Here is a 21,228-nt window from a genome sequence, read left to right on the forward strand (position 1 = left end):
AACCCCATATTTGGTGTGAATAACTTATGGCAAATCAATCCAAGGGACTGACCCGTATCATCAAAGCAACCGTATATTCGATGAAAGGTCTCAGGGCTGCGTGGCAAAATGAAGCGGCTTTCCGACAGGAAATAATCATATCTATATTAGCGGTAATTGTTGCATTTTATCTGGATATCAGCGCAATTGAACGCATTTTACTGATTGGTTCAGTGATGCTGGTGGTGATTGTGGAGATCCTGAACAGTGCTATTGAAACTATCGTTGATCGTATTAGCAATGAATTTCATGAACTGTCCGGTCGGGCAAAAGATATGGGATCAGCGGCGGTCTTTCTGACGATGATACTGTCGTTAATCGTCTGGAGTACCATTCTCTGGCGCTATTTTGTGACCTGATTTAGTTTAATAATGAGTCATTATACTATATTGGGCTGATTTTCTGCCTTGGCAGGTTCCCAATCGCTATTTACCTGTATATACTCACAGTTTGACTGTATAAACACACAGGGGGCGAAATGAAAGCACTTACCGTAAGACAGCAGCAGGTTTATGACTTGGTGCGTGACCACATTTCGCAAACGGGTATGCCACCGACGCGTGCTGAAATTGCATCACGTCTTGGTTTCCGTTCACCTAATGCGGCTGAAGAGCATTTAAAAGCATTGGCTCGCAAAGGGGTGATAGAGATTGTTGCCGGGGCATCCAGGGGTATCCGTTTGCTGCTAGAAGAATCTGGTTTACCGTTGATTGGTCGTGTAGCCGCAGGTGAGCCACTGTTGGCACAGGAGCACATTGAAAGTCATTATCGGATTGATCCTGCACTGTTTAAGCCAAGTGCGGATTTCCTGTTGAGAGTCAGCGGTATGTCCATGAAAGATATTGGGATTATGGATGGTGATCTGTTGGCTGTGCATAAAACACAGGATGTTCGTAATGGACAGGTTATTGTTGCCCGTATTGAAGATGAAGTAACTGTAAAACGTTTTAAACAGACTGGAAATAAAGTTGAATTGTCGGCAGAAAACCCTGAGTTTAAGCCAATCGTGGTGGATCTGTGTGAACGGAGCCTGACAATAGAAGGATTAGCCGTCGGGGTGATTCGTAACGGTGATGGGTTTTGATAGTAAAATATCGAATCGTTGTTTTTTGGTGATTGTCAAAGAGTTGCAATATTCCGGCAGAATCATGTTATTGGTTTATCAATATGATTATCTTGAACGTGATTCTGCGGTTGCCTGCCGCTATTTACAGGTTCTCTATTTCTTCTTTACCTCAATACTGTGGTCGTGCTGACATTCATCCCGCTCAGTACAGGATTCAATCTCTGCACAAGAGGAACATAAACCATGCGCTTCAATGACGGTATGGCGTAAACTGAATCCGGCAGTTTTTGCTAACTGTTGAATAGCGGATTCAACGGTTCCACTATTCCGTTCTGTAACAGAACCACAGCGGTCGCAAATAAACATTGCTGAGGTATGGCTTGGTTGTTCGATATGGTGGCACAGCACATAACTGTTGGTGGATTCTATTTTATGAATAAATCCCTGTTCCAGCAGAAATTCCAGTGCCCGGTATATGGTTGGTGGTTTAGCCTGTGGTTCTGCTTCCCGCAATAAATCCAGTAAATCATAAGCGCTGATTGCGCCGGGTTGCTCTGAAATCAGACGCAAAACTTCAAACCGCTGCGGAGTAAAGCGAACTCCCCGTGCCAGGCAAATAGCTTCGGCTTGTTCCAGTAACTTTTTTTGGTTAATCAGTTTCATTGCGCCCCTTACAGCCAGCATGATAACAATATTAGGATGTTATCATGTTTCTGCGATAGAAAATATTCTCCACAAAAGTTCATTGTGCTTGTCCCCTGATAGAGTTAATTTGGTTAAATTGATACTTAGCAGCAAAAATAATGTTTTCTCGAGGTTTGTGATAATACAGATAAGAATTATCATATATGGTATATAATTTTCGGAAAGGAATCATTTGTGATGAAAGAACTTTTACAAAATCAGCCTCATTATAGGCAGTTTCCTGCTAAAGGCTATCAGGTAATAAAGAATATTATCTGTGAAAAAAGAAAGTTACCTTTTCTGAGTTCATTATACGCGTTGATTAATATTTTATTTGTAATTGCAGTTTTTATGGGGATTGTATTATTTGTGGCAATTGTTTTATTTATAATGGATAATGTATCTGTCCCTGCTACAGACTATTTACTTCTGGCACAAGTAGTCAGTGTAGCATTATTTGTAGTAATGTTACTCTCAGTTATTATTTATCGGATTGTTAAACGTCCTGAATGGGAACAACGGCGTTATTACCAACAAGCAGGTTTATCTTTTTTACCTGAAGAAAAACGTCAGGCATTGCGGTTAAATATTGTGAGTGATTATTGGTTCGGTTTTTGGAGTGAAACTCTGGAGCATTATCCTTTGCAGTCACGGGTTGCTCATGATAACTATCGTTACTGCCTGCTCCCATTATCACCTACTCAGGAACATCAATCCCAACTATACAGTGACTGGGGAATTATTGATGAAGAAGGTTATATGAAAATGTTAACTGATTTGTGGGGTGGGGTGCATTCAAAACATTTTGCTGTTGATGCTGCGCTTAGTGATGGCAAAATGTTTAAAGTTCTTGCCAAATTAATTGAAGTAACACCTGATTCTATTCGTAAATGTTCTCAAACTGTTAATAGGCGCCCACCTGCATTGGTATGGGGATTTGATTTATGGCTTGCAATTGTTTTAAGCCGTAACTGTTTTTGTGCTGGTTATATCAGTGAAGAAGTGGCATGGAAAAATATGCTGAAAACCGCTGATTATATTTATGAAATCTTTGGCAGCTTTGATGAATTTCATACAAACTTCCGGTTGGGTAATGCCTACTGGAGTAATGATTTTGACAAGAGTAAAGAACGGCTGGATCAGTTTAATTATTATAAATTATATTGTGACTGGCCAATTGCCAGCCTGCCGTGGCCTGAGCCAAAAGGCGTTATTATGGAACGGCAAATGATGACAGGTTTTTCTGCATTAGTAGAAGATGTTTTACGCAGTAGAATGGAAGAACAACAAAGGTATGAAATTGATCTCACGGAGTCGTCAACGTCTCGTATACTTCATTAATATTTATATTAAACATTTCCCCTTGAAGAATACTTCAGGGGGAAAGTGAGAATTCTATTTTACCGGTTAAATTATAAAAACCACCGTGGTTAACAGAATTTACCCCATTTCCTGAAATCACCTATTTTAAATGAAATGGGGCTGATATTTACGTTATCAGTTAATGAGTTAAATTAAACTGATAAACTTTCTCTCAATATCTTTAATAGCTGCGCACCCCGCCAACTTCATGCTAAGTTTCAACTCATCCTTAAGCAGGTTTAAAACGGAAGTCACGCCTGGTGCTCCGCCCAATGCCAGTCCATATAAAATTGGTCTGCCGATAGCGACAGCTTTGGCACCTAATGCAAGAGCTTTAAACACATGAATACCGCGACGGATACCGCCATCTAAATAGACTGGAATATGACGCCCAACGGCTTCAACAATGCCTGGTAATGACTTGATTGCTGCCGGGACAGTATCTAATTGCCGGCCACCGTGGTTAGAGACTTGAATAGCTGCTGCCCCGTGGTCAACACATTCTTTAGCATTTTCGGCAGATTGAATACCTTTTACGATGATTGGAAGACCTGATTCTTTGGCAAGAAACTCTAGATCCTTAAAATCAAGATCACGTTTAAATAGCGCTGTAATCTCTGATAATGGTGTACCAACGGGAGAACCAGGAATATTAGGAAATGGAAGTGAACGTGGGTAGGTAAATTTATTACGTCTATCAGTTTCCCTATTACCGCTCCACTCTAAATCAACCGTAAATACGATGGCGGTTGCTCCCATAGCTTTAGCCCGGCGTATTAGTTCACGGTTAATACCCATATCTTTGGTAAAATAAATTTGGAACCATTTGGGGCCGTTACTCACTTTTGCTATCTCTTCGAGAGATGAATTAGACAGAGTTTGTGCAGTAAACAGGGCACCGGCAGCGGCGGCGCCTCTTGCTGTTCCCAATTCAGCAGAGATATGAGCCAATCCGTGTGCCGCCATCGGTGGAATGAAAATAGGTATATCCACTTTACTGCCGAGTAATTCGGTTGTTGTGTCAGGTTCTTTTATCCCCGCAAGATAGCGGGGAATAATTTGGTAATCGTCAAAGGCTCTGGTATTTTCACGTAGCGTCCATTCATCACCTGAACCACTGCTAATATAGCCAAATTGAGGGGCAGGAATCAGTTTACGTGCTTCTTCTTCCAAATCATAAAGATTAATAATATCAAGGGCTTTTTCTACGCTACCTGTTTTATAAGCTCCTTGCAGTTTTATGTTAGCAGTTGCAGCATTAGCTGAAGATACCGTAGATAGGATACCGGCAGCAGCAAGACTTAATCCTCCAACCATGACGTCTCTTCTTGATGGCATACAATTCTCCCTTACTTAAAGTAGGCTTGTAAATATTGACAATAAATTTTGTCCACATATATAAGGATAGACAAATTCTGGATAATTCAAGCTAATAAATACTTAAACATGTTTTTATGAGCTTACAAAGCTTGTTGTATCCGGTAATTTTTTGTTGTGAGAGGTTCATCTAAAAATTCAAAATTTGGTTTCAGGTGTTGATCTATTATCTCATTAACTATAAGAAAATAGTTAATCGCTACAAGTTATAAAAAATTTTCATCGTTCTTTATCAGAAAGAGACTATTATTGAAATGCAATATCAAAATGATATTCGATGATAGGACAGATGTTTTATTTTAATATCAATTAACTCAAAATCTTACTTAATGAAAATATTATTTTTTCCTTAAGGAGAAATTATGAGTAATAAAAATGAATTTAAAGCTTTTTCTGCTAGCCAAGATGCTAATGTTGTTTCTCAAGGAGAATATGAAGAAAGTCGGGATCTGAACACAGGGATTCCACCAAATACTATTTCTATTGATTTGATAGGATATTAGTTATGTATTATTACAGTGCAAAAACCAATGCATTCTACCCAATAGAGTTGAAAGAGAATTATATTGCTGCTGGTTCATTGCCGGATGATATTATGGAAATCAATAGTGATATTTATTATGAATATGCCGCTAATAACGCGCCAGAGGGAAAATACCGTATAGCAGGTAAAAATGGCTTGCCAGAATGGGCTGATATTCCTCCCCTCAAAAAAGATGAATTACAACAATATGCTCAATTCCAAAAGCAGCAATTAGTGGCTGAGGCAATAAAACAAATCGCACCATTGCAAGATGCTGTTGATCTAGATATTGCTACTGAAGAAGAGAAAATAACTTTATCGGCATGGAAAGAATATAGAGTAATGCTTAATCGGGTAGATATTTCACAGGAGAACGATATTGATTGGCCTGAACAACCAAGGTAATCGATAAACGCTGAATTTCCCCAAAAAAAATTGGCTGCTTGATTTTTTTGGGGAATCCAGGGTTGCCATTTATCCTTAAATCTTAATTTCTGATTATCTGCTAGGTAGATTCACATAATAATATCAACTACTGATGAAAACGGCGGTTGCCAACGGCAACTACCAATTCCCCCTCAAAATCAAGCTGAAACGTTGGAAATAGAACAGGTTCCTATCTCGGTGCGTTGGCTAAACCGCTGTTTGCGGCGATATGCAAACACATCTTCCACATGACCATCTTTAATCCGTTCCTGTAGCGCTCGCCAATAATCTGCTTTGAACAAATCACTATGCATCTCTTCAAAATAGCGGCGAATGCGACTGTCAGTACAAAGAAAGTGCCGGAATTCCTCAGGAAAAACATCATTTAGCGCCACACTGTACCAAGGTTCACTGGCAAATTCATCTTCTGGATAACGCGGCGGCGGTATATCGCGGAAGTTAACTTCCGTCATATAACAGATTTCATCATAGTCGTAGAACACCACACGTCCATGCCGTGTCACACCAAAGTTTTTGAACAACATATCTCCAGGGAAAATGTTCGCCGCAGCAAGTTGTTTAATCGCATTGCCATATTCTTCAATCGCATCTTTCAGTTTCTGTTCATCCACCTGTTCCATATAGATATTCAACGGTGTCATCCGGCGTTCCATATACAAATGCTTGATAAGGATCTTATCCCCCAAATCTTCCAACTTTTCCGGTATTTCTTTCTGCAACTCTGCCATTAGCTCAGGACTGATACGGACCTTATCAACAACGAAATTTTCGAATTCCTGTGTGTCAGCCATTCTCCCCACACGGTCATGCTCTTTGACCAACCGGTAACACTCTTGTACCCGCTCCTGAGTCACCTCTTTCTGTGGCGCAAATTTATCTTTAATAACCTTGAATACTCTATCAAGTGAAGGGGAAGTAAACACCAACATCACCATACCTTTAACACCGGGAGCAATCATAAATTGCTCTTTGGAGAAGGTAATGAATGCCAGATATTCCCGGTAATATTCTGTCTTACCATGCTTCTGACAGCCAATTGCCATATAAAGCTCAGAGGTCGATTTGGCCGGCAGAATTTCTCTCAGCCACTCAACCAAAGCCGCAGGTAAAGGCGCATAAACCATAAAATAGGAACGAGCAAAACCGAATACAATGCTGGCATCAGCCTGATCGGTCAAACAGGTATCAATAAAAATCCCACCGGATTCGTTATGATGGATTGGCAATAAGAAAGGATAAACCTGATTTTCAATACGGATTTTACCCACTAGCCAGGCTGCTTTATTACGATAAAACAGTTCATTCACTATCTGAAAAGTCGCCTGTAATAATTCCCCGGCTGGAAATGTTCGTTGCAGATAATCCGTGATGTAACGAATATCCCTCTCCAGATCTTCCCAGTACAAACGCAGCGGCAGATCATTAAGTATTGTCCGTAGCATTGAGGCAAGATTGCCATCAGGGAAAAAGTCACGGGATAACGGCCGGGGAATATCCCGAAATCTGCGGGCAGGCTGGGAGGTAAAAATAAATAACTTATCCGGCGTCAGGTTACGATGCTCAAACAAACGGCAATAAACAGAATTAAAAAAACTCTCGGCAATTTCAAACCGGGGATAATCCGGTAATAAACTGGTATAAACCGCCTTCACTTCGGCAATGTACTCTTCATCATACCCGAAAGCACCATGTATGCATTTAAGCTGCTCAACGACCAACCCAACATGGTGATCATAAAGATTGATGCGCTTTTTCATGGCTTGCTGAACGGCGCGCCAATCGGCCTGTTCAAACCGTTGCTGTGCACCTGAAGTCACCTCCAAAAAGCGACCATACTGTGCATCGAATCCTTGTAAAATCGTTTGTGCTATCAGATGTGCTGAATCTATCCCCATCGCAACTCCTCAATATATTCAGCCTGCAATAAGCAGGCTGAATAGAATAAGAAACACAACAATCAGAACTGCTCTTCTTCCGTAGAACCAGTCAATGCAGTGACAGATGATGTCCCACCCTGAATAATCGTGGTCACTTTATCGAAATAGCCTGTACCCACTTCCTGCTGATGGGAAGAGAAGGTATAACCACGTTCAATGGATTCGAATTCTTTTTCCTGTACCTTCTCCACATAATGTTTCATACCTTCGCCCTGCGCGTAAGCATGTGCCAGGTCGAACATGTTGAACCACATACTGTGGATGCCCGCCAGAGTAATAAATTGGAATTTATAGCCCATTGCTGACAGTTCAGCCTGGAAACGCGCAATGGTCTTATCATCCAAATTCTTTTTCCAATTGAATGATGGAGAACAGTTGTAAGCCAATAATTTACCGGGATATTTGGCGTGAATCGCCTCGGCAAAACTGCGGGCCATTTCGATATCCGGTGTTGATGTCTCACACCACACCAAGTCAGCATACGGCGCATAAGCCAAACCACGACTAATCGCCTGATCGATACCTGCTTTGGTACGGAAGAATCCTTCATAAGTCCGCTTGCCAGTAATAAACTCACTGTCATAAGCGTCACAATCAGAAGTCAGCAAATCAGCTGCATCGGCATCTGTACGGGCAATGAGCAGTGTCGGCACGCCAGACACATCCGCTGCCAGACGCGCAGCAACCAATTTTTGAATAGCCTCTTGTGTCGGAACCAGAACTTTACCGCCCATATGACCACATTTTTTCACCGCAGCAAGTTGATCTTCAAAGTGAACAGCGGCAGCACCAGCCTCAATCATGGCTTTCATCAATTCAAAAGCATTCAGAACACCACCAAATCCTGCTTCCGCATCCGCCACAATTGGCAGAAAATAATCGGTATATTCCGGGCTATCAATACCAATGCCATTTGCCCACTGAATCTGATCTGCACGGCGGAAACTGTTGTTAATACGTTTGACTACCGCTGGAACCGAATCCACCGGATAGAGGGATTGATCAGGATACATACTGGATGCCGTGTTAGCATCAGCCGCAACCTGCCAGCCAGAAAGATAAATCGCCTCAATACCCGCTTTTGCCTGCTGTAATGCCTGTCCGCCGGTTAATGCACCCAATGAATTCACATAACCCTTCTTTGCTTTGCCATGCAGCAGTTCCCACAGTTTTTTGGCGCCAAGCTGTGCCAATGTATGTTCGGGATTAACCGAGCCACGCAATTTGACCACATCTTCCGCACTGTACGGGCGGATAATTCCATTCCAGCGAGCACTTTTCCATTCCTGTTCCAGTTGAGCGATTTGTTGAGTTCTGGAGATTGTCATGACTTCTACTTCCTATCTTTTATTAAATTAATCGGATAATGGTGGTTTATTATTATTCGTTGCTTAATCGAGCAATTGATATCCCGGCAGTGTCAGGAAATCTATCAGCTCATCCTGAGTCGTAATGCGCTCCATCAACTTGGCCGCATCGTTAAATCGCCCTTGGCTGAAACGTGTTTCTCCAACTTCTTGCTTAATGACCTCCATCTCCTCTTCCAGCATTTGTCTGAATAAGCTTTTTGTTACTTTTTTACCGTTGGATAATGATTTTTCATGATGAATCCATTGCCAAATGGATGTCCGGGAAATTTCTGCGGTCGCAGCATCCTCCATCAAGCCGTAGATAGGCACGCACCCATTTCCTGAAATCCAGGCTTCAATGTATTGAACTGCTACGCGAATATTAGCGCGCATCCCTTCTTCAGTACGCTCTCCAGGACAAGGTTCCAGCAATTGCACAGCCGTGATAGGCGCATCTTCCCCGCGGGAAATCACTAACTGGTTTTGCTGTTCTCCCAATGCCTTATCGAAAATCTCCATTACCGTATCGGCAAGACCAGGATGAGCAACCCATGTACCATCATGACCATTACGCGCTTCCAACTCTTTATCCGCCCGGACTTTATCTAACACCCATTTGTTGTGTTCAGAATCTTTGCTTGGAATAAAGGCGGCCATTCCCCCCATCGCAAATGCTCCACGTTTATGACAGGTTTTAATCAGTAAACGGGAATAAGCACTCAGGAAAGGTTGATCCATCGTGACAGATTGACGATCAGGTAAAACCCGATCACTATGATTTTTCAGTGTTTTGATATAGCTGAAAATGTAATCCCAGCGACCACAGTTAAGACCAACGATATGGTGACGAAGATGGTAAAGAATCTCATCCATCTGAAATACAGCGGGCAGAGTTTCAATCAATACTGTTGCTTTGATTGTACCTCTCGGCAAATCAAAGCGATCTTCTGCAAAACTGAACACATCACTCCACCAAAGCGCTTCGTGGTAAGACTGAATTTTGGGTAAATAGAAATAAGGGCCACTCCCTTTTGCCAGCAATTGCTGATAGTTGTGGTAAAAATAGAGCGCGAAATCAAACAATCCGCCGGCAATGGGTTCATCCTGATAGAGAACATGTTTTTCCGGTAAATGAAGCCCTCTTACCCGTGCGATCAAAACAGCCGGATCTGATTGTAACTGGTACTGTTTACCCTGCTCATTGACGTAAGAAATTGTACCATTAACAGCATCACGTAAATTGATTTGCCCCTCAATAACCTTATCCCAGACCGGTGCTAAGGAATCTTCGAAATCGGCCATGAAAACTTTTACATTCGCATTCAAAGCGTTGATAACCATTTTCCGTTCTACTGGTCCAGTGATTTCTACTCTGCGGTCACGGAGATCGAATGGAATATTTTGAATTTTCCATTCACCTTCTCGAATGGAACTGGTTTCCGAAATAAAATCAGGCAATTCGCCGCCATCAATTTTCTTCTGCCAAACATCCCGATCCGCTAATAGTTTTTTCCGTGTATCAGTAAACTGAACCACCAGATTTGCCAGAAAATCTACCGCTTCAGGCGTCAAAATCTCCTGCTCTGCCGCTCCAAATCGCTTAATAAACGATAATTCAGTCGCTAAAGTTTGCTGCGTCATTCACTCATCCTCATTTTAAAGCACACCTGAATAAGAGTAATCGATATTTAAAATAAATCAAAAACGATTTCCATTTTTTAAAAAAATTAATTTTATTAAAGTAAAAACAATGAGTTAAATGATAAATTACCTATACATAATTAGAGAAATCGATTCCATAAATCACATAATGATTTTATTAAGTTTTTGTTATATAAGATAAACTACAAAAAGTGCGATGTTTTGACAGAAGATCAGAAAAAAATCTGGGGAATGGAATGGCTGAGATTCAGCCATTTATGGAGATATTAGTCCAGTGTTGGATTCATGTAGGTAAGATCATATGGCGTAATCTGGTACACATAGTAATTCAGCCAGTTAGAAAACAATAAATGCCCGTGGCTGCGCCATGATGCCAATGGTTTTTTTTCTGGATTATTATCTGGAAAATAATTTATTGGGATCTTTGGATCCAGACCTGCCGCTAAATCACGTAAATATTCACCAGCCAGTGTTCCGGCATCATATTCAGGATGACCCGTTACAAACACCATGCGTTTATCTTTACTCGCCAGCAAATACACGCCTGCATCTTCAGAGCTGGAAAGAATATCCAGATCGGTATGTTCACGAATAACCTGCTCAGGAAAGTCCGCATAGCGGGAATGGGGAGCAAAAAAAGATTCATCAAACCCTCGGGTCAATAGTGCCAGAGGATCCAGAGTAGTATGATAATAAACACCTGATAATTTTACTTCTCTGGTAAGCTTCGGCAAACCATACAAAATATTCAAAGCCGCTTGTACCGCCCAACAGATAAATAAAGTAGAAGTTACATGCTCCTTTGCCCAACTAATTATTCTTTCAATCTGTCCCCAATATGCCACATCGCCAAATTCAACTAACCCCAATGGAGCACCAGTGACAATTAAACCATCAAAATTCTGGTGTTTTATCTGCTCGAAATCACAATAAAAGTTATTCAAATGCTCGATAGGCGTATTTCTACACTTCCGGTTATCTACTCTGAGTAACTGAATATCTACCTGTAAAGGTGTGTTGGATAGCAATCGTAAAAATTGATTTTCTGTCTCAATCTTCTTTGGCATCAGGTTAAGCAGCAATACCTTTAGCGGACGTATATTTTGAATATTTGCACGGGTAGATGTCATCACGAACACATTTTCGTCTCGTAAGAAATTCACAGCAGGTAATTCATCCGGTATACAAATTGGCATGCTATAACCTCGATTTTTTATCCGTTTGCATGTTTAGACTTCTAGATAGCTAAATCTAACTAAGTATTAGCTGAATGTCGAGGCTTTACAAGTAAGCTGAAATTATTTCATTTTGTTCATACTACGATATCCAACATGACAATAGTTAATAAATTTTTAATATTTTAAACAGAAAACAATTTAAATTTCATTTTTATATAAAAAGATAATAAGGTTAATTTACTTAAAAATTAAGAAAATAAATACAAAAAGACAAGATTTAAGAAGTTATCTAGCAAGCCATAAATACTAAAAATAATATACCCTACGAAACAAACAAGATAATTAATAAATTATTCTTATTGCTAAACTATCAGATTTACCTCCAGCACCGAAATACATGTAGCTTCCTCTGAAACAGATATTCGAACTAAATAAAAAAGGGATAAAATGGTTAATTTGGCAGGATTTAAACCCTAAAAAAGATGATTATACGAACAAACAAGAATAGGTATTTTTATATCATCAGGTTATTTAATTGCTGATTTATGAAGACAAAACAAAGAGTGATGACCTATAAAACCTGCTCAGAATTACTAGTAAACTTTATAGATGGGACGGGATTCCATTTTGTGAAAAAAACAACCAATAAATAAGATATTGATATAATCTCTCCCACTCAATACGGCTTTATCAATAGTCTTTGATATCCATTCAGTCTGTTTTTAAAATTAAATGTGATTTATTTTTAAATAAAATATTCATTCTAAAAATGTGAGATCTCACCCTGGTTTCTTAAAGGAAATGAATATCGGACGAAGCAGGTAAATAGGTAAATCAGCCGATAAAATCATCCCCCAAAACGCAAAAACCCCCAGCTTACGCTGAGGGTCTTCACCGAATACCAAGCCTGGCAGTTCCCTACTCTCACATGGGGAGACCCCACACTACCATCGGCGCTACGGCGTTTCACTGCTGAGTTCGGCATGGGGTCAGGTGGGACCACCGCGCTATCCCCGCCAGGCAAATTCATTTCATCCCGACCGTTATGCTCGCCCCCGTTTCCCCGGGCCGCACAACCATCAGAACCAATCTGTTCAACAAGCTGAATCTCTCTCTCATCTCTCGCACTAAAACACCTTCGGTGTTGTAAGGTTAAGCCGCTCGGTTCATTAGTACTGGTCAGCTCAATGCATCGCTGCACTTACACACCCAGCCTATCCACGTCTTCGTCTTAAACGTTCCTTCCGTGACCTTACGTCAAGGGAAGACTCATCTCAAGGCAAGTTTCCCGCTTAGATGCTTTCAGCGGTTATCTCTTCCGCACTTAGCTACCGGGCTATGCCATTGGCATGACAACCCGTACACCAGTGGTGCGTCCACTCCGGTCCTCTCGTACTAGGAGCAGCCCCTTTCAATCTTCCTGCGCCCACGGCAGATAGGGACCGAACTGTCTCACGACGTTCTAAACCCAGCTCGCGTACCACTTTAAATGGCGAACAGCCATACCCTTGGGACCAACTTCAGCCCCAGGATGTGATGAGCCGACATCGAGGTGCCAAACACCGCCGTCGATATGAACTCTTGGGCGGTATCAGCCTGTTATCCCCGGAGTACCTTTTATCCGTTGAGCGATGGCCCTTCCATGCAGAACCACCGGATCACTAAGACCTACTTTCGTACCTGCTCGAGCCGTCACTCTCGCAGTCAAGCTGGCTTATGCCTTTGCACTAACCTCACGATGTCCGACCGTGATTAGCCAACCTTCGTGCTCCTCCGTTACGCTTTAGGAGGAGACCGCCCCAGTCAAACTACCCACCAGACACTGTCCCCGATGCGGATCACGCACCCGGGTGAGAACATCGAACATTCAAGGGTGGTATTTCAAGGATGGCTCCATGCAGACTGGCGTCCACACTTCCAAGCCTCCCACCTATCCTACACATCAAGGCTCCATGTTCAGTGTCAAGCTATAGTAAAGGTTCACGGGGTCTTTCCGTCTTGCCGCGGGTACACTGCATCTTCACAGCGAGTTCAATTTCACTGAGTCTCGGGTGGAGACAGCCTGGCCATCATTACGCCATTCGTGCAGGTCGGAACTTACCCGACAAGGAATTTCGCTACCTTAGGACCGTTATAGTTACGGCCGCCGTTTACTGGGGCTTCGATCAAGAGCGTCGCACTTACGCGCTAACCCCATCAATTAACCTTCCAGCACCGGGCAGGCGTCACACCGTATACGTCCACTTTCGTGTTTGCACAGTGCTGTGTTTTTAATAAACAGTTGCAGCCAGCTGGTCTCTGCGACTGGCTTCAGCTCCGGGCGCTCGGCCCTTCACCTACCGCCAGCGTGCCTTCTCCCGAAGTTACGGCACCATTTTGCCTAGTTCCTTCACCCGAGTTCTCTCAAGCGCCTGAGTATTCTCTACCTGACCACCTGTGTCGGTTTGGGGTACGATTCAATATGACCTGATGCTTAGAGGCTTTTCCTGGAAGCCGGGCATCAACCACTTCACCGCCGTAGCGGCTCGTCATCACGCCTCAGTGTTGCAGCAGAACGGATTTGCCTGTCCTGCCCACCTACACGCTTAAACCGGGACGACCGTCGCCCGGATGGCCTAGCCTTCTCCGTCCCCCCTTCGCAGTCACATTCAGTACAGGAATATTAACCTGTTTCCCATCGACTACGCTTTTCAGCCTCGCCTTAGGGGTCGACTCACCCTGCCCCGATTAACGTTGGACAGGAACCCTTGGTCTTCCGGCGAGCGGGTTTTTCACCCGCTTTATCGTTACTTATGTCAGCATTCGCACTTCTGATACCTCCAGCGGGCCTCACGACGCCGCCTTCGCCGGCTTACAGAACGCTCCCCTACCCAACGACACATTCATGTCGCTGCCGCAGCTTCGGTGCATGGTTTAGCCCCGTTACATCTTCCGCGCAGGCCGACTCGACCAGTGAGCTATTACGCTTTCTTTAAATGATGGCTGCTTCTAAGCCAACATCCTGGCTGTCTGAGCCTTCCCACCTCGTTTCCCACTTAACCATGACTTTGGGACCTTAGCTGGCGGTCTGGGTTGTTTCCCTCTTCACGACGGACGTTAGCACCCGCCGTGTGTCTCCCGTGATACCATTCTTCGGTATTCGCAGTTTGCATCGGGTTGGTAAGCCGGGATGGCCCCCTAGCCGAAACAGTGCTCTACCCCCGAAGATGAATTCACGAGGCGCTACCTAAATAGCTTTCGGGGAGAACCAGCTATCTCCCGGTTTGATTGGCCTTTCACCCCCAGCCACAAGTCATCCGCTAATTTTTCAACATTAGTCGGTTCGGTCCTCCAGTCAGTGTTACCTAACCTTCAACCTGCCCATGGCTAGATCACCGGGTTTCGGGTCTATACCCTGCAACTCATGCGCCCAGTTAAGACTCGGTTTCCCTGCGGCTCCCCTAAACGGTTAACCTTGCTACAGAATATAAGTCGCTGACCCATTATACAAAAGGTACGCAGTCACCCCTATTAATAGAAGCTCCCACTGCTTGTACGTACACGGTTTCAGGTTCTCTTTCACTCCCCTCGCCGGGGTTCTTTTCGCCTTTCCCTCACGGTACTGGTTCACTATCGGTCAGTCAGGAGTATTTAGCCTTGGAGGATGGGCCCCCCATATTCAGACAGGATACCACGTGTCCCGCCCTACTCGTTGAGTTCACAACTTGTGTGTTTTGGTGTACGGGACTCTCACCCTTTACTGTGCGACTTTCCAGACGCTTCCACTAACACACCCGCTGATTCAGACTCTGGGCTGCTCCCCGTTCGCTCGCCGCTACTGGGGGAATCTCGGTTGATTTCTTTTCCTCGGGGTACTGAGATGTTTCAGTTCCCCCGGTTCGCCTCGTTTGACTATGAATTCATCAAACGATAGTGCAACGGATTGCACTGGGTTTCCCCATTCGGACATCGCCGGCTATTACGCTTCATATCAGCTTACCGACGCTTTTCGCAGATTAGCACGTCCTTCATCGCCTCTGACTGCCTAGGCATCCACCGTGTACGCTTAGTCGCTTAACCTCACAACCCGAAAATGTCTCGGATTGCCGATTGTTGAGAGACTGGTCAATAATACCTCGGTGATATTATCGACGGTTTCAATTTTCAGCTTGTTCCAGATTGTTAAAGAGCAAAATAATTCGCAGCATACTGTCGCCAATATGCTCTGAACTATTATTAGTATGGTGGAGCTAAGCGGGATCGAACCGCTGACCTCCTGCGTGCAAGGCAGGCGCTCTCCCAGCTGAGCTATAGCCCCATACAAATTCATTATCGCCAGTTTTATACAAACTTTTTCATCGCAGCCAGTTTCAACGCGGATCACGCAGTGTGCGCGTGCACATAAGTCATGCAGCATTCGAAAATGGCAAAGAGGAAACGCGTTTGGTAGGCCTGAGTGGACTTGAACCACCGACCTCACCCTTATCAGGGGTGCGCTCTAACCACCTGAGCTACAAGCCTGTTACGATAATTTACTCTGTTCTTTCATCAGACAATCTGTGTGAGCACTGCACTCAACTGCATCTCAGGTAAGGAGGTGATCCAACCGCAGGTTCCCCTACGGTTACCTTGTTACGACTTCACCCCAGTCATGAATCACAAAGTGGTCAGCGCCCTCCAAACGGTTAAGCTACCGACTTCTTTTGCAACCCACTCCCATGGTGTGACGGGCGGTGTGTACAAGGCCCGGGAACGTATTCACCGTAGCATTCTGATCTACGATTACTAGCGATTCCGACTTCATGGAGTCGAGTTGCAGACTCCAATCCGGACTACGACAGACTTTATGTGTTCCGCTTGCTCTCGCGAGGTCGCTTCACTTTGTATCCGCCATTGTAGCACGTGTGTAGCCCTACTCGTAAGGGCCATGATGACTTGACGTCATCCCCACCTTCCTCCGGTTTATCACCGGCAGTCTCCTTTGAGTTCCCACCATTACGTGCTGGCAACAAAGGATAAGGGTTGCGCTCGTTGCGGGACTTAACCCAACATTTCACAACACGAGCTGACGACAGCCATGCAGCACCTGTCTCTCAGTTCCCGAAGGCACTTCGCTGTCTCCAGCAAATTCTGAGGATGTCAAGAGTAGGTAAGGTTCTTCGCGTTGCATCGAATTAAACCACATGCTCCACCGCTTGTGCGGGCCCCCGTCAATTCATTTGAGTTTTAACCTTGCGGCCGTACTCCCCAGGCGGTCGATTTAACGCGTTAGCTCCGGAAGCCACTCCTCTTAGGGAACAACCTCCAAATCGACATCGTTTACCGCGTGGACTACCAGGGTATCTAATCCTGTTTGCTCCCCACGCTTTCGCACCTGAGCGTCAGTCTTCGTCCAGGGGGCCGCCTTCGCCACCGGTATTCCTCCACATCTCTACGCATTTCACCGCTACACATGGAATTCTACCCCCCTCTACGAGACTCTAGCCAACCAGTCTTAGATGCCGTTCCCAGGTTAAGCCCGGGGATTTCACATCTAACTTAATTGACCGCCTGCGTGCGCTTTACGCCCAGTCATTCCGATTAACGCTTGCACCCTCCGTATTACCGCGGCTGCTGGCACGGAGTTAGCCGGTGCTTCTTCTGCGGGTAACGTCAACATACCGCTCTGTTCAAGCGATATCCTTCCTCCCCGCTGAAAGTACTTTACAACCCGAAGGCCTTCTTCATACACGCGGCATGGCTGCATCAGGCTTGCGCCCATTGTGCAATATTCCCCACTGCTGCCTCCCGTAGGAGTCTGGGCCGTGTCTCAGTCCCAGTGTGGCTGGTCATCCTCTCAGACCAGCTAGGGATCGTCGCCTAGGTAGGCCATTACCCTACCTACCAGCTAATCCCATCTGGGTTCATCCGCGGGCGTGAGGCCCTTTCAGGTCCCCCACTTTGGTCTTGCGACATTATGCGGTATTAGCCACCGTTTCCAGTGGTTATCCCCCGCCCTCGGGCAGATCCCCAGACATTACTCACCCGTCCGCCGCTCGTCAGCAAAAATGCAAGCATTTTCCTGTTACCGCTCGACTTGCATGTGTTAGGCCTGCCGCCAGCGTTCAATCTGAGCCATGATCAAACTCTTCGATTAAAAGCTTGATGCTCAAAGAAACTGACTGTTCATTCGTTATGAATTAACTGTTGTTCACTCTTTAAGACTTTAGTGTATTTTTTTGTGATACCGTCTTGTGAGTGCCCACACAGATTGTCTGATTAATTGTTAAAGAGCAGGCTGAAATAAAAAGTAATATTCTCGTTCAGCCGGGCTGCGTATACTACGCTTTTCGCCCGCAGAGTCAAGCGCTTATTTGCTTTGTTCTGCCTGGCCTCACACGTTTTGTCAGCGTTGTGTCGGTCAGTGGTGGCGCATTATAGGGAGTTCTTCGGCGCTGGCAATAATTATTTTAAAGAAAATTGATCGTTTGATTAATCCCACAGCAAAACCCCACTTTATACTCATTTACCAACAGACTTATCCACAAATGGTTAGTTGGGTTAAAATTTATCGAGCATCACGCAAACGTTTTCGTTACAATTCGGTGGCTAAAATCATTGCGTGATTTTAGCTGACTGTTCTGAAATGTTATTGCAGTGCCCATTTTTTATGTCCTGATAATAGTGGGTTCTTCCCAATAACATGTTATTGCCTTATAAAATCCAAGGGATCAAACCAATGCAACAGCTTCGTCCAATCCGTCGTGCCCTGCTCAGTGTTTCCGATAAATCAGGGATTGTTGAATTTGCAAAAGCCTTATCTCAACGCGGTGTTGAATTACTTTCTACTGGCGGCACAGCCCGTTTACTGGCTGACTCTGGTCTGAAGGTTACTGAAGTTTCAAATTACACCGGCTTTCCTGAAATGATGGATGGACGCGTTAAGACCCTGCATCCCAAAGTGCATGGCGGAATCCTTGGTCGCCGCGGGCAAGATGATGAGATTATGGAACAACACCAAATCTCACCAATTGATATGGTGGTTGTGAATCTATATCCATTCGCACAAACCGTTGCTAAACCAGATTGCACTTTGGAAGATGCTGTTGAAAACATTGATATCGGCGGACCAACAATGGTTCGCTCTGCTGCTAAGAACCACAAAGATGTCGCGATCGTAGTTAATAGTAATGATTATGAAAGAATCATTGAAGAGATGGATAACAATCAAGATTCACTGACACAATCGACCCGTTTTGATTTAGCAATTAAGGCATTTGAACACACCGCTGCTTATGACAGTATGATTGCTAACTATTTTGGCAAACTGGTTCCGCCTTATTACGGTGACGTCACTCAACCATCAGGACGTTTCCCTCGTACCCTGAATCTAAATTTCACTAAAAAGCAGGATATGCGTTATGGCGAGAACAGTCATCAGGACGCTGCTTTCTATATAGAAGAGAATATCTCTGAAGCGTCCATCGCAACGGCAACTCAATTACAAGGTAAAGCGCTTTCCTATAATAACATTGCTGATACAGATGCAGCTTTGGAATGTGTTAAGGAATTCTTAGAACCTGCATGTGTTATCGTTAAGCACGCTAACCCATGCGGCGTAGCAATAGGTAAAGATATTCACGAAGCCTATGATCACGCATTCAAAACAGACCCTACTTCAGCTTTCGGCGGTATTATCGCGTTTAACCGCGAACTTGATACTAAAACTGCACAAGCCATTATCGATCGCCAATTCGTTGAGGTAATTATCGCCCCTTCAATAAATGAAGATGCATTACCCATTTTGGCTACCAAGCAAAATGTCCGTGTTCTGGTCAGTGACAAATGGGAAACCCGCGTTGCTGGTCTTGATTTCAAACGTGTTAATGGCGGCCTGCTGGTCCAAGATCGCGATCTTGGCATGGTAACTACAGATAGCTTACGTGTAGTTTCCAAACGTCAACCCACGGAACAAGAAATGAAAGATGCCCTGTTCTGTTGGAAAGTTGCTAAATTTGTCAAATCAAATGCAATTGTTTATGCAAAAAATGATATGACCATCGGTATCGGTGCAGGTCAAATGAGCCGCGTTTATTCTGCAAAAATTGCTGGAATTAAAGCCGCCGACGAAGGTTTGGAGGTTCAGGGGTGTGCAATGGCTTCTGACGCATTTTTCCCATTCCGTGACGGCATTGATGCGGCAGCGGCTGTCGGAGTGAGCTGTGTTATCCAACCAGGCGGTTCTATCCGTGATGACGAAATCATTGCAGCTGCTGATGAACATAGTCTCGCCATGATTTTTACTGGCATGCGCCATTTCCGCCACTAATCAATAGCAGGAGTGAACTGAATGAATATTTTAATTATTGGTAGCGGTGGACGCGAGCACGCTCTGGCATGGAAAGCAGCTCAGTCTCCTTTGGCTGATAAAGTCTATGTTGCTCCAGGAAATGCAGGAACCGCTCTGGAAAGCAATCTGGAAAATATTGATATCTCAGCGACAGATATCAATAGCCTGTTAGCATTTGCACAAAGCCATAATATCGGGCTGACTATCGTTGGCCCTGAAGCGCCATTGGTCATTGGTATTGTCGATGCATTCCAAAAAGCGGGGTTGACTATCTTTGGTCCAACTCAGGCAGCCGCTCAATTAGAAGGTTCAAAAGCATTCACCAAAGATTTTCTGGCACGCCATCAAATCCCAACGGCGGCTTATCAAAATTTTACAGAAATCGAACCGGCTCTCGCCTATCTGGATACAGTCGGCGTACCTATTGTCATAAAAGCGGACGGGTTGGCTGCGGGTAAAGGTGTAATTGTTGCGATGACACAGGAAGAAGCCCAGTCCGCTATAAAAGATATGCTGGCCGGAAATGCATTTGGTGATGCAGGCCATCGGATTGTTATTGAAGAGTTTTTAACTGGCGAAGAAGCGAGTTTTATCGTTATGGTCGATGGCAAGAATGTTGTTCCTATGGCTACCAGCCAGGATCATAAGCGCGTAGGTGACGGTGACACCGGCCCGAACACTGGGGGAATGGGGGCCTATTCACCCGCTCCGGTCGTCACCGATGCAATCCACCAGCGTATTATGGAAGAAATTATTTATCCTACGGTTAATGGTATGGCTGCTGAAGGTCATGTCTATACCGGTTTTCTTTATGCCGGGTTGATGATCAACCAGAATGGCGAACCGAAAGTGATTGAATTTAACTGTCGCTTTGGTGATCCGGAAACTCAGCCAATCATGATGCGTATGCGTTCCGATTTAGTTGAACTTTGTCTGGCCGGTGCAAAAGGCGAGCTTACTGGTAAAACTTCTGATTGGGACGAACGCCCTGCTCTGGGTGTAGTGCTGGCTGCCGGCGGATATCCTGCCGATTATCACAAAGGGGACATTATTCATGGCTTGCCCCAACGAGAAAATGAAAGCATCAAGGTTTTTCATGCAGGTACAGCGCTGAAAAACGGTGATGTTATTACCGCAGGTGGCCGTGTTCTGTGTGTTACCGCCTTGGGAGAAACCATTGCCGATACACAGAAAAATGCTTACCAGCAAGCAGAAAAGATTGAATGGAGTGGCTATTTTTACCGCAAGGATATTGGATACCGGGCAATTAACCGGCTGAAGTAATCACAAAACTGA

13 protein-coding genes, 2 tRNA genes and 3 rRNA genes are annotated in these 21,228 nt (G+C 44.4%); 7 read left to right on the forward strand and 11 right to left on the reverse strand.

The window, feature by feature from the left end:
- Positions 1-26: 26 nt before the first annotated feature.
- Together VY86_RS05585 and lexA are read left to right on the forward strand one after the other, a co-directional pair.
- Positions 27-398, forward strand: coding sequence for a diacylglycerol kinase (locus VY86_RS05585; RefSeq protein ID WP_046974227.1), 372 nt, complete (start codon positions 27-29; stop codon positions 396-398).
- Between the two features lie 119 nt (positions 399-517).
- Positions 518-1,123 carry a transcriptional repressor LexA gene (gene lexA / locus VY86_RS05590; protein WP_046974228.1) on the forward strand — a complete coding sequence of 202 codons (606 nt, stop codon included), beginning with the start codon at positions 518-520 and terminating at the stop codon, positions 1,121-1,123.
- Between the two features lie 135 nt (positions 1,124-1,258).
- On the opposite strand, the gene zur is transcribed toward lexA, so the two are convergent.
- The gene (gene zur / locus VY86_RS05595) at positions 1,259-1,768 is read right to left on the reverse strand and encodes a zinc uptake transcriptional repressor Zur (protein ID WP_046974229.1); all 510 of its coding nucleotides are present in this window, start codon (positions 1,766-1,768) and stop codon (positions 1,259-1,261) included.
- Positions 1,769-1,987: 219 nt separating this feature from the next.
- On the opposite strand from zur, the gene VY86_RS05600 reads away from it, so the two are divergent.
- Complete coding sequence (locus VY86_RS05600; protein WP_046974230.1) at positions 1,988-3,130, forward strand: DUF1266 domain-containing protein; 1,143 nt, start codon at positions 1,988-1,990, stop codon at positions 3,128-3,130.
- 168 nt (positions 3,131-3,298) lie between these two features.
- On the opposite strand, the gene VY86_RS05605 is transcribed toward VY86_RS05600, so the two are convergent.
- Positions 3,299-4,489, reverse strand: coding sequence for a lactate oxidase (locus VY86_RS05605; protein ID WP_052760785.1), 1,191 nt, complete (start codon positions 4,487-4,489; stop codon positions 3,299-3,301).
- 401 nt (positions 4,490-4,890) lie between these two features.
- Between VY86_RS05605 and VY86_RS24540 the strand changes: the two genes are divergently transcribed.
- Both VY86_RS24540 and VY86_RS05610 read left to right on the forward strand, forming a co-directional pair.
- A complete protein-coding gene (locus VY86_RS24540; protein WP_158019916.1) occupies positions 4,891-5,031 on the forward strand; it encodes a hypothetical protein in 141 nt (46 codons plus the stop codon).
- Positions 5,032-5,033: 2 nt separating this feature from the next.
- Positions 5,034-5,456, forward strand: a complete 423-nt coding sequence (locus VY86_RS05610; protein ID WP_046974231.1) for a tail fiber assembly protein — start codon at positions 5,034-5,036, stop codon at positions 5,454-5,456.
- A 179-nt stretch (positions 5,457-5,635) separates the two neighbouring features.
- Here VY86_RS05610 and aceK read toward each other — a convergent pair whose 3' ends face one another.
- The 9 genes from aceK to VY86_RS05655 form a co-directional block, all read right to left on the reverse strand.
- A complete protein-coding gene (gene aceK, locus VY86_RS05615) occupies positions 5,636-7,393 on the reverse strand; it encodes a bifunctional isocitrate dehydrogenase kinase/phosphatase (protein WP_046974232.1) in 1,758 nt (585 codons plus the stop codon).
- Positions 7,394-7,455: 62 nt separating this feature from the next.
- A complete protein-coding gene (gene aceA / locus VY86_RS05620) occupies positions 7,456-8,763 on the reverse strand; it encodes an isocitrate lyase (protein WP_046974233.1) in 1,308 nt (435 codons plus the stop codon).
- 63 nt (positions 8,764-8,826) lie between these two features.
- The gene (aceB, locus tag VY86_RS05625) at positions 8,827-10,425 is read right to left on the reverse strand and encodes a malate synthase A (RefSeq protein ID WP_046974234.1); all 1,599 of its coding nucleotides are present in this window, start codon (positions 10,423-10,425) and stop codon (positions 8,827-8,829) included.
- A 287-nt stretch (positions 10,426-10,712) separates the two neighbouring features.
- A complete protein-coding gene (metA, locus tag VY86_RS05630) occupies positions 10,713-11,642 on the reverse strand; it encodes a homoserine O-acetyltransferase MetA (RefSeq protein WP_046974235.1) in 930 nt (309 codons plus the stop codon).
- A gap of 887 nt (positions 11,643-12,529) precedes the next feature.
- Positions 12,530-12,645: ribosomal RNA gene (gene rrf, locus VY86_RS05635) — 5S ribosomal RNA — on the reverse strand.
- Positions 12,646-12,772: 127 nt separating this feature from the next.
- Positions 12,773-15,683: ribosomal RNA gene (locus VY86_RS05640) — 23S ribosomal RNA — on the reverse strand.
- Between the two features lie 162 nt (positions 15,684-15,845).
- Positions 15,846-15,921: transfer RNA gene (locus tag VY86_RS05645), tRNA-Ala, on the reverse strand.
- Between the two features lie 126 nt (positions 15,922-16,047).
- A tRNA-Ile gene (locus tag VY86_RS05650) sits at positions 16,048-16,124 on the reverse strand.
- Between the two features lie 69 nt (positions 16,125-16,193).
- A 16S ribosomal RNA gene (locus VY86_RS05655) occupies positions 16,194-17,739 on the reverse strand.
- Together the 16S, 23S and 5S rRNA genes with 2 tRNA genes alongside form the textbook arrangement of a ribosomal RNA operon.
- A 582-nt stretch (positions 17,740-18,321) precedes the next feature.
- Here VY86_RS05655 and purH point away from each other — a divergent pair.
- Positions 18,322-19,911, forward strand: a complete 1,590-nt coding sequence (gene purH / locus VY86_RS05660) for a bifunctional phosphoribosylaminoimidazolecarboxamide formyltransferase/IMP cyclohydrolase (protein ID WP_046974236.1) — start codon at positions 18,322-18,324, stop codon at positions 19,909-19,911.
- A 21-nt stretch (positions 19,912-19,932) separates the two neighbouring features.
- Entirely contained in the window at positions 19,933-21,216 is a 1,284-nt protein-coding gene (purD, locus tag VY86_RS05665) for a phosphoribosylamine--glycine ligase (protein ID WP_046974237.1), read from the forward strand.
- The last annotated feature ends 12 nt before the right edge of the window (positions 21,217-21,228 follow it).

It is taken from the genome of Photorhabdus thracensis (assembly GCF_001010285.1).
Lineage (GTDB): Bacteria > Pseudomonadota > Gammaproteobacteria > Enterobacterales > Enterobacteriaceae > Photorhabdus > Photorhabdus temperata.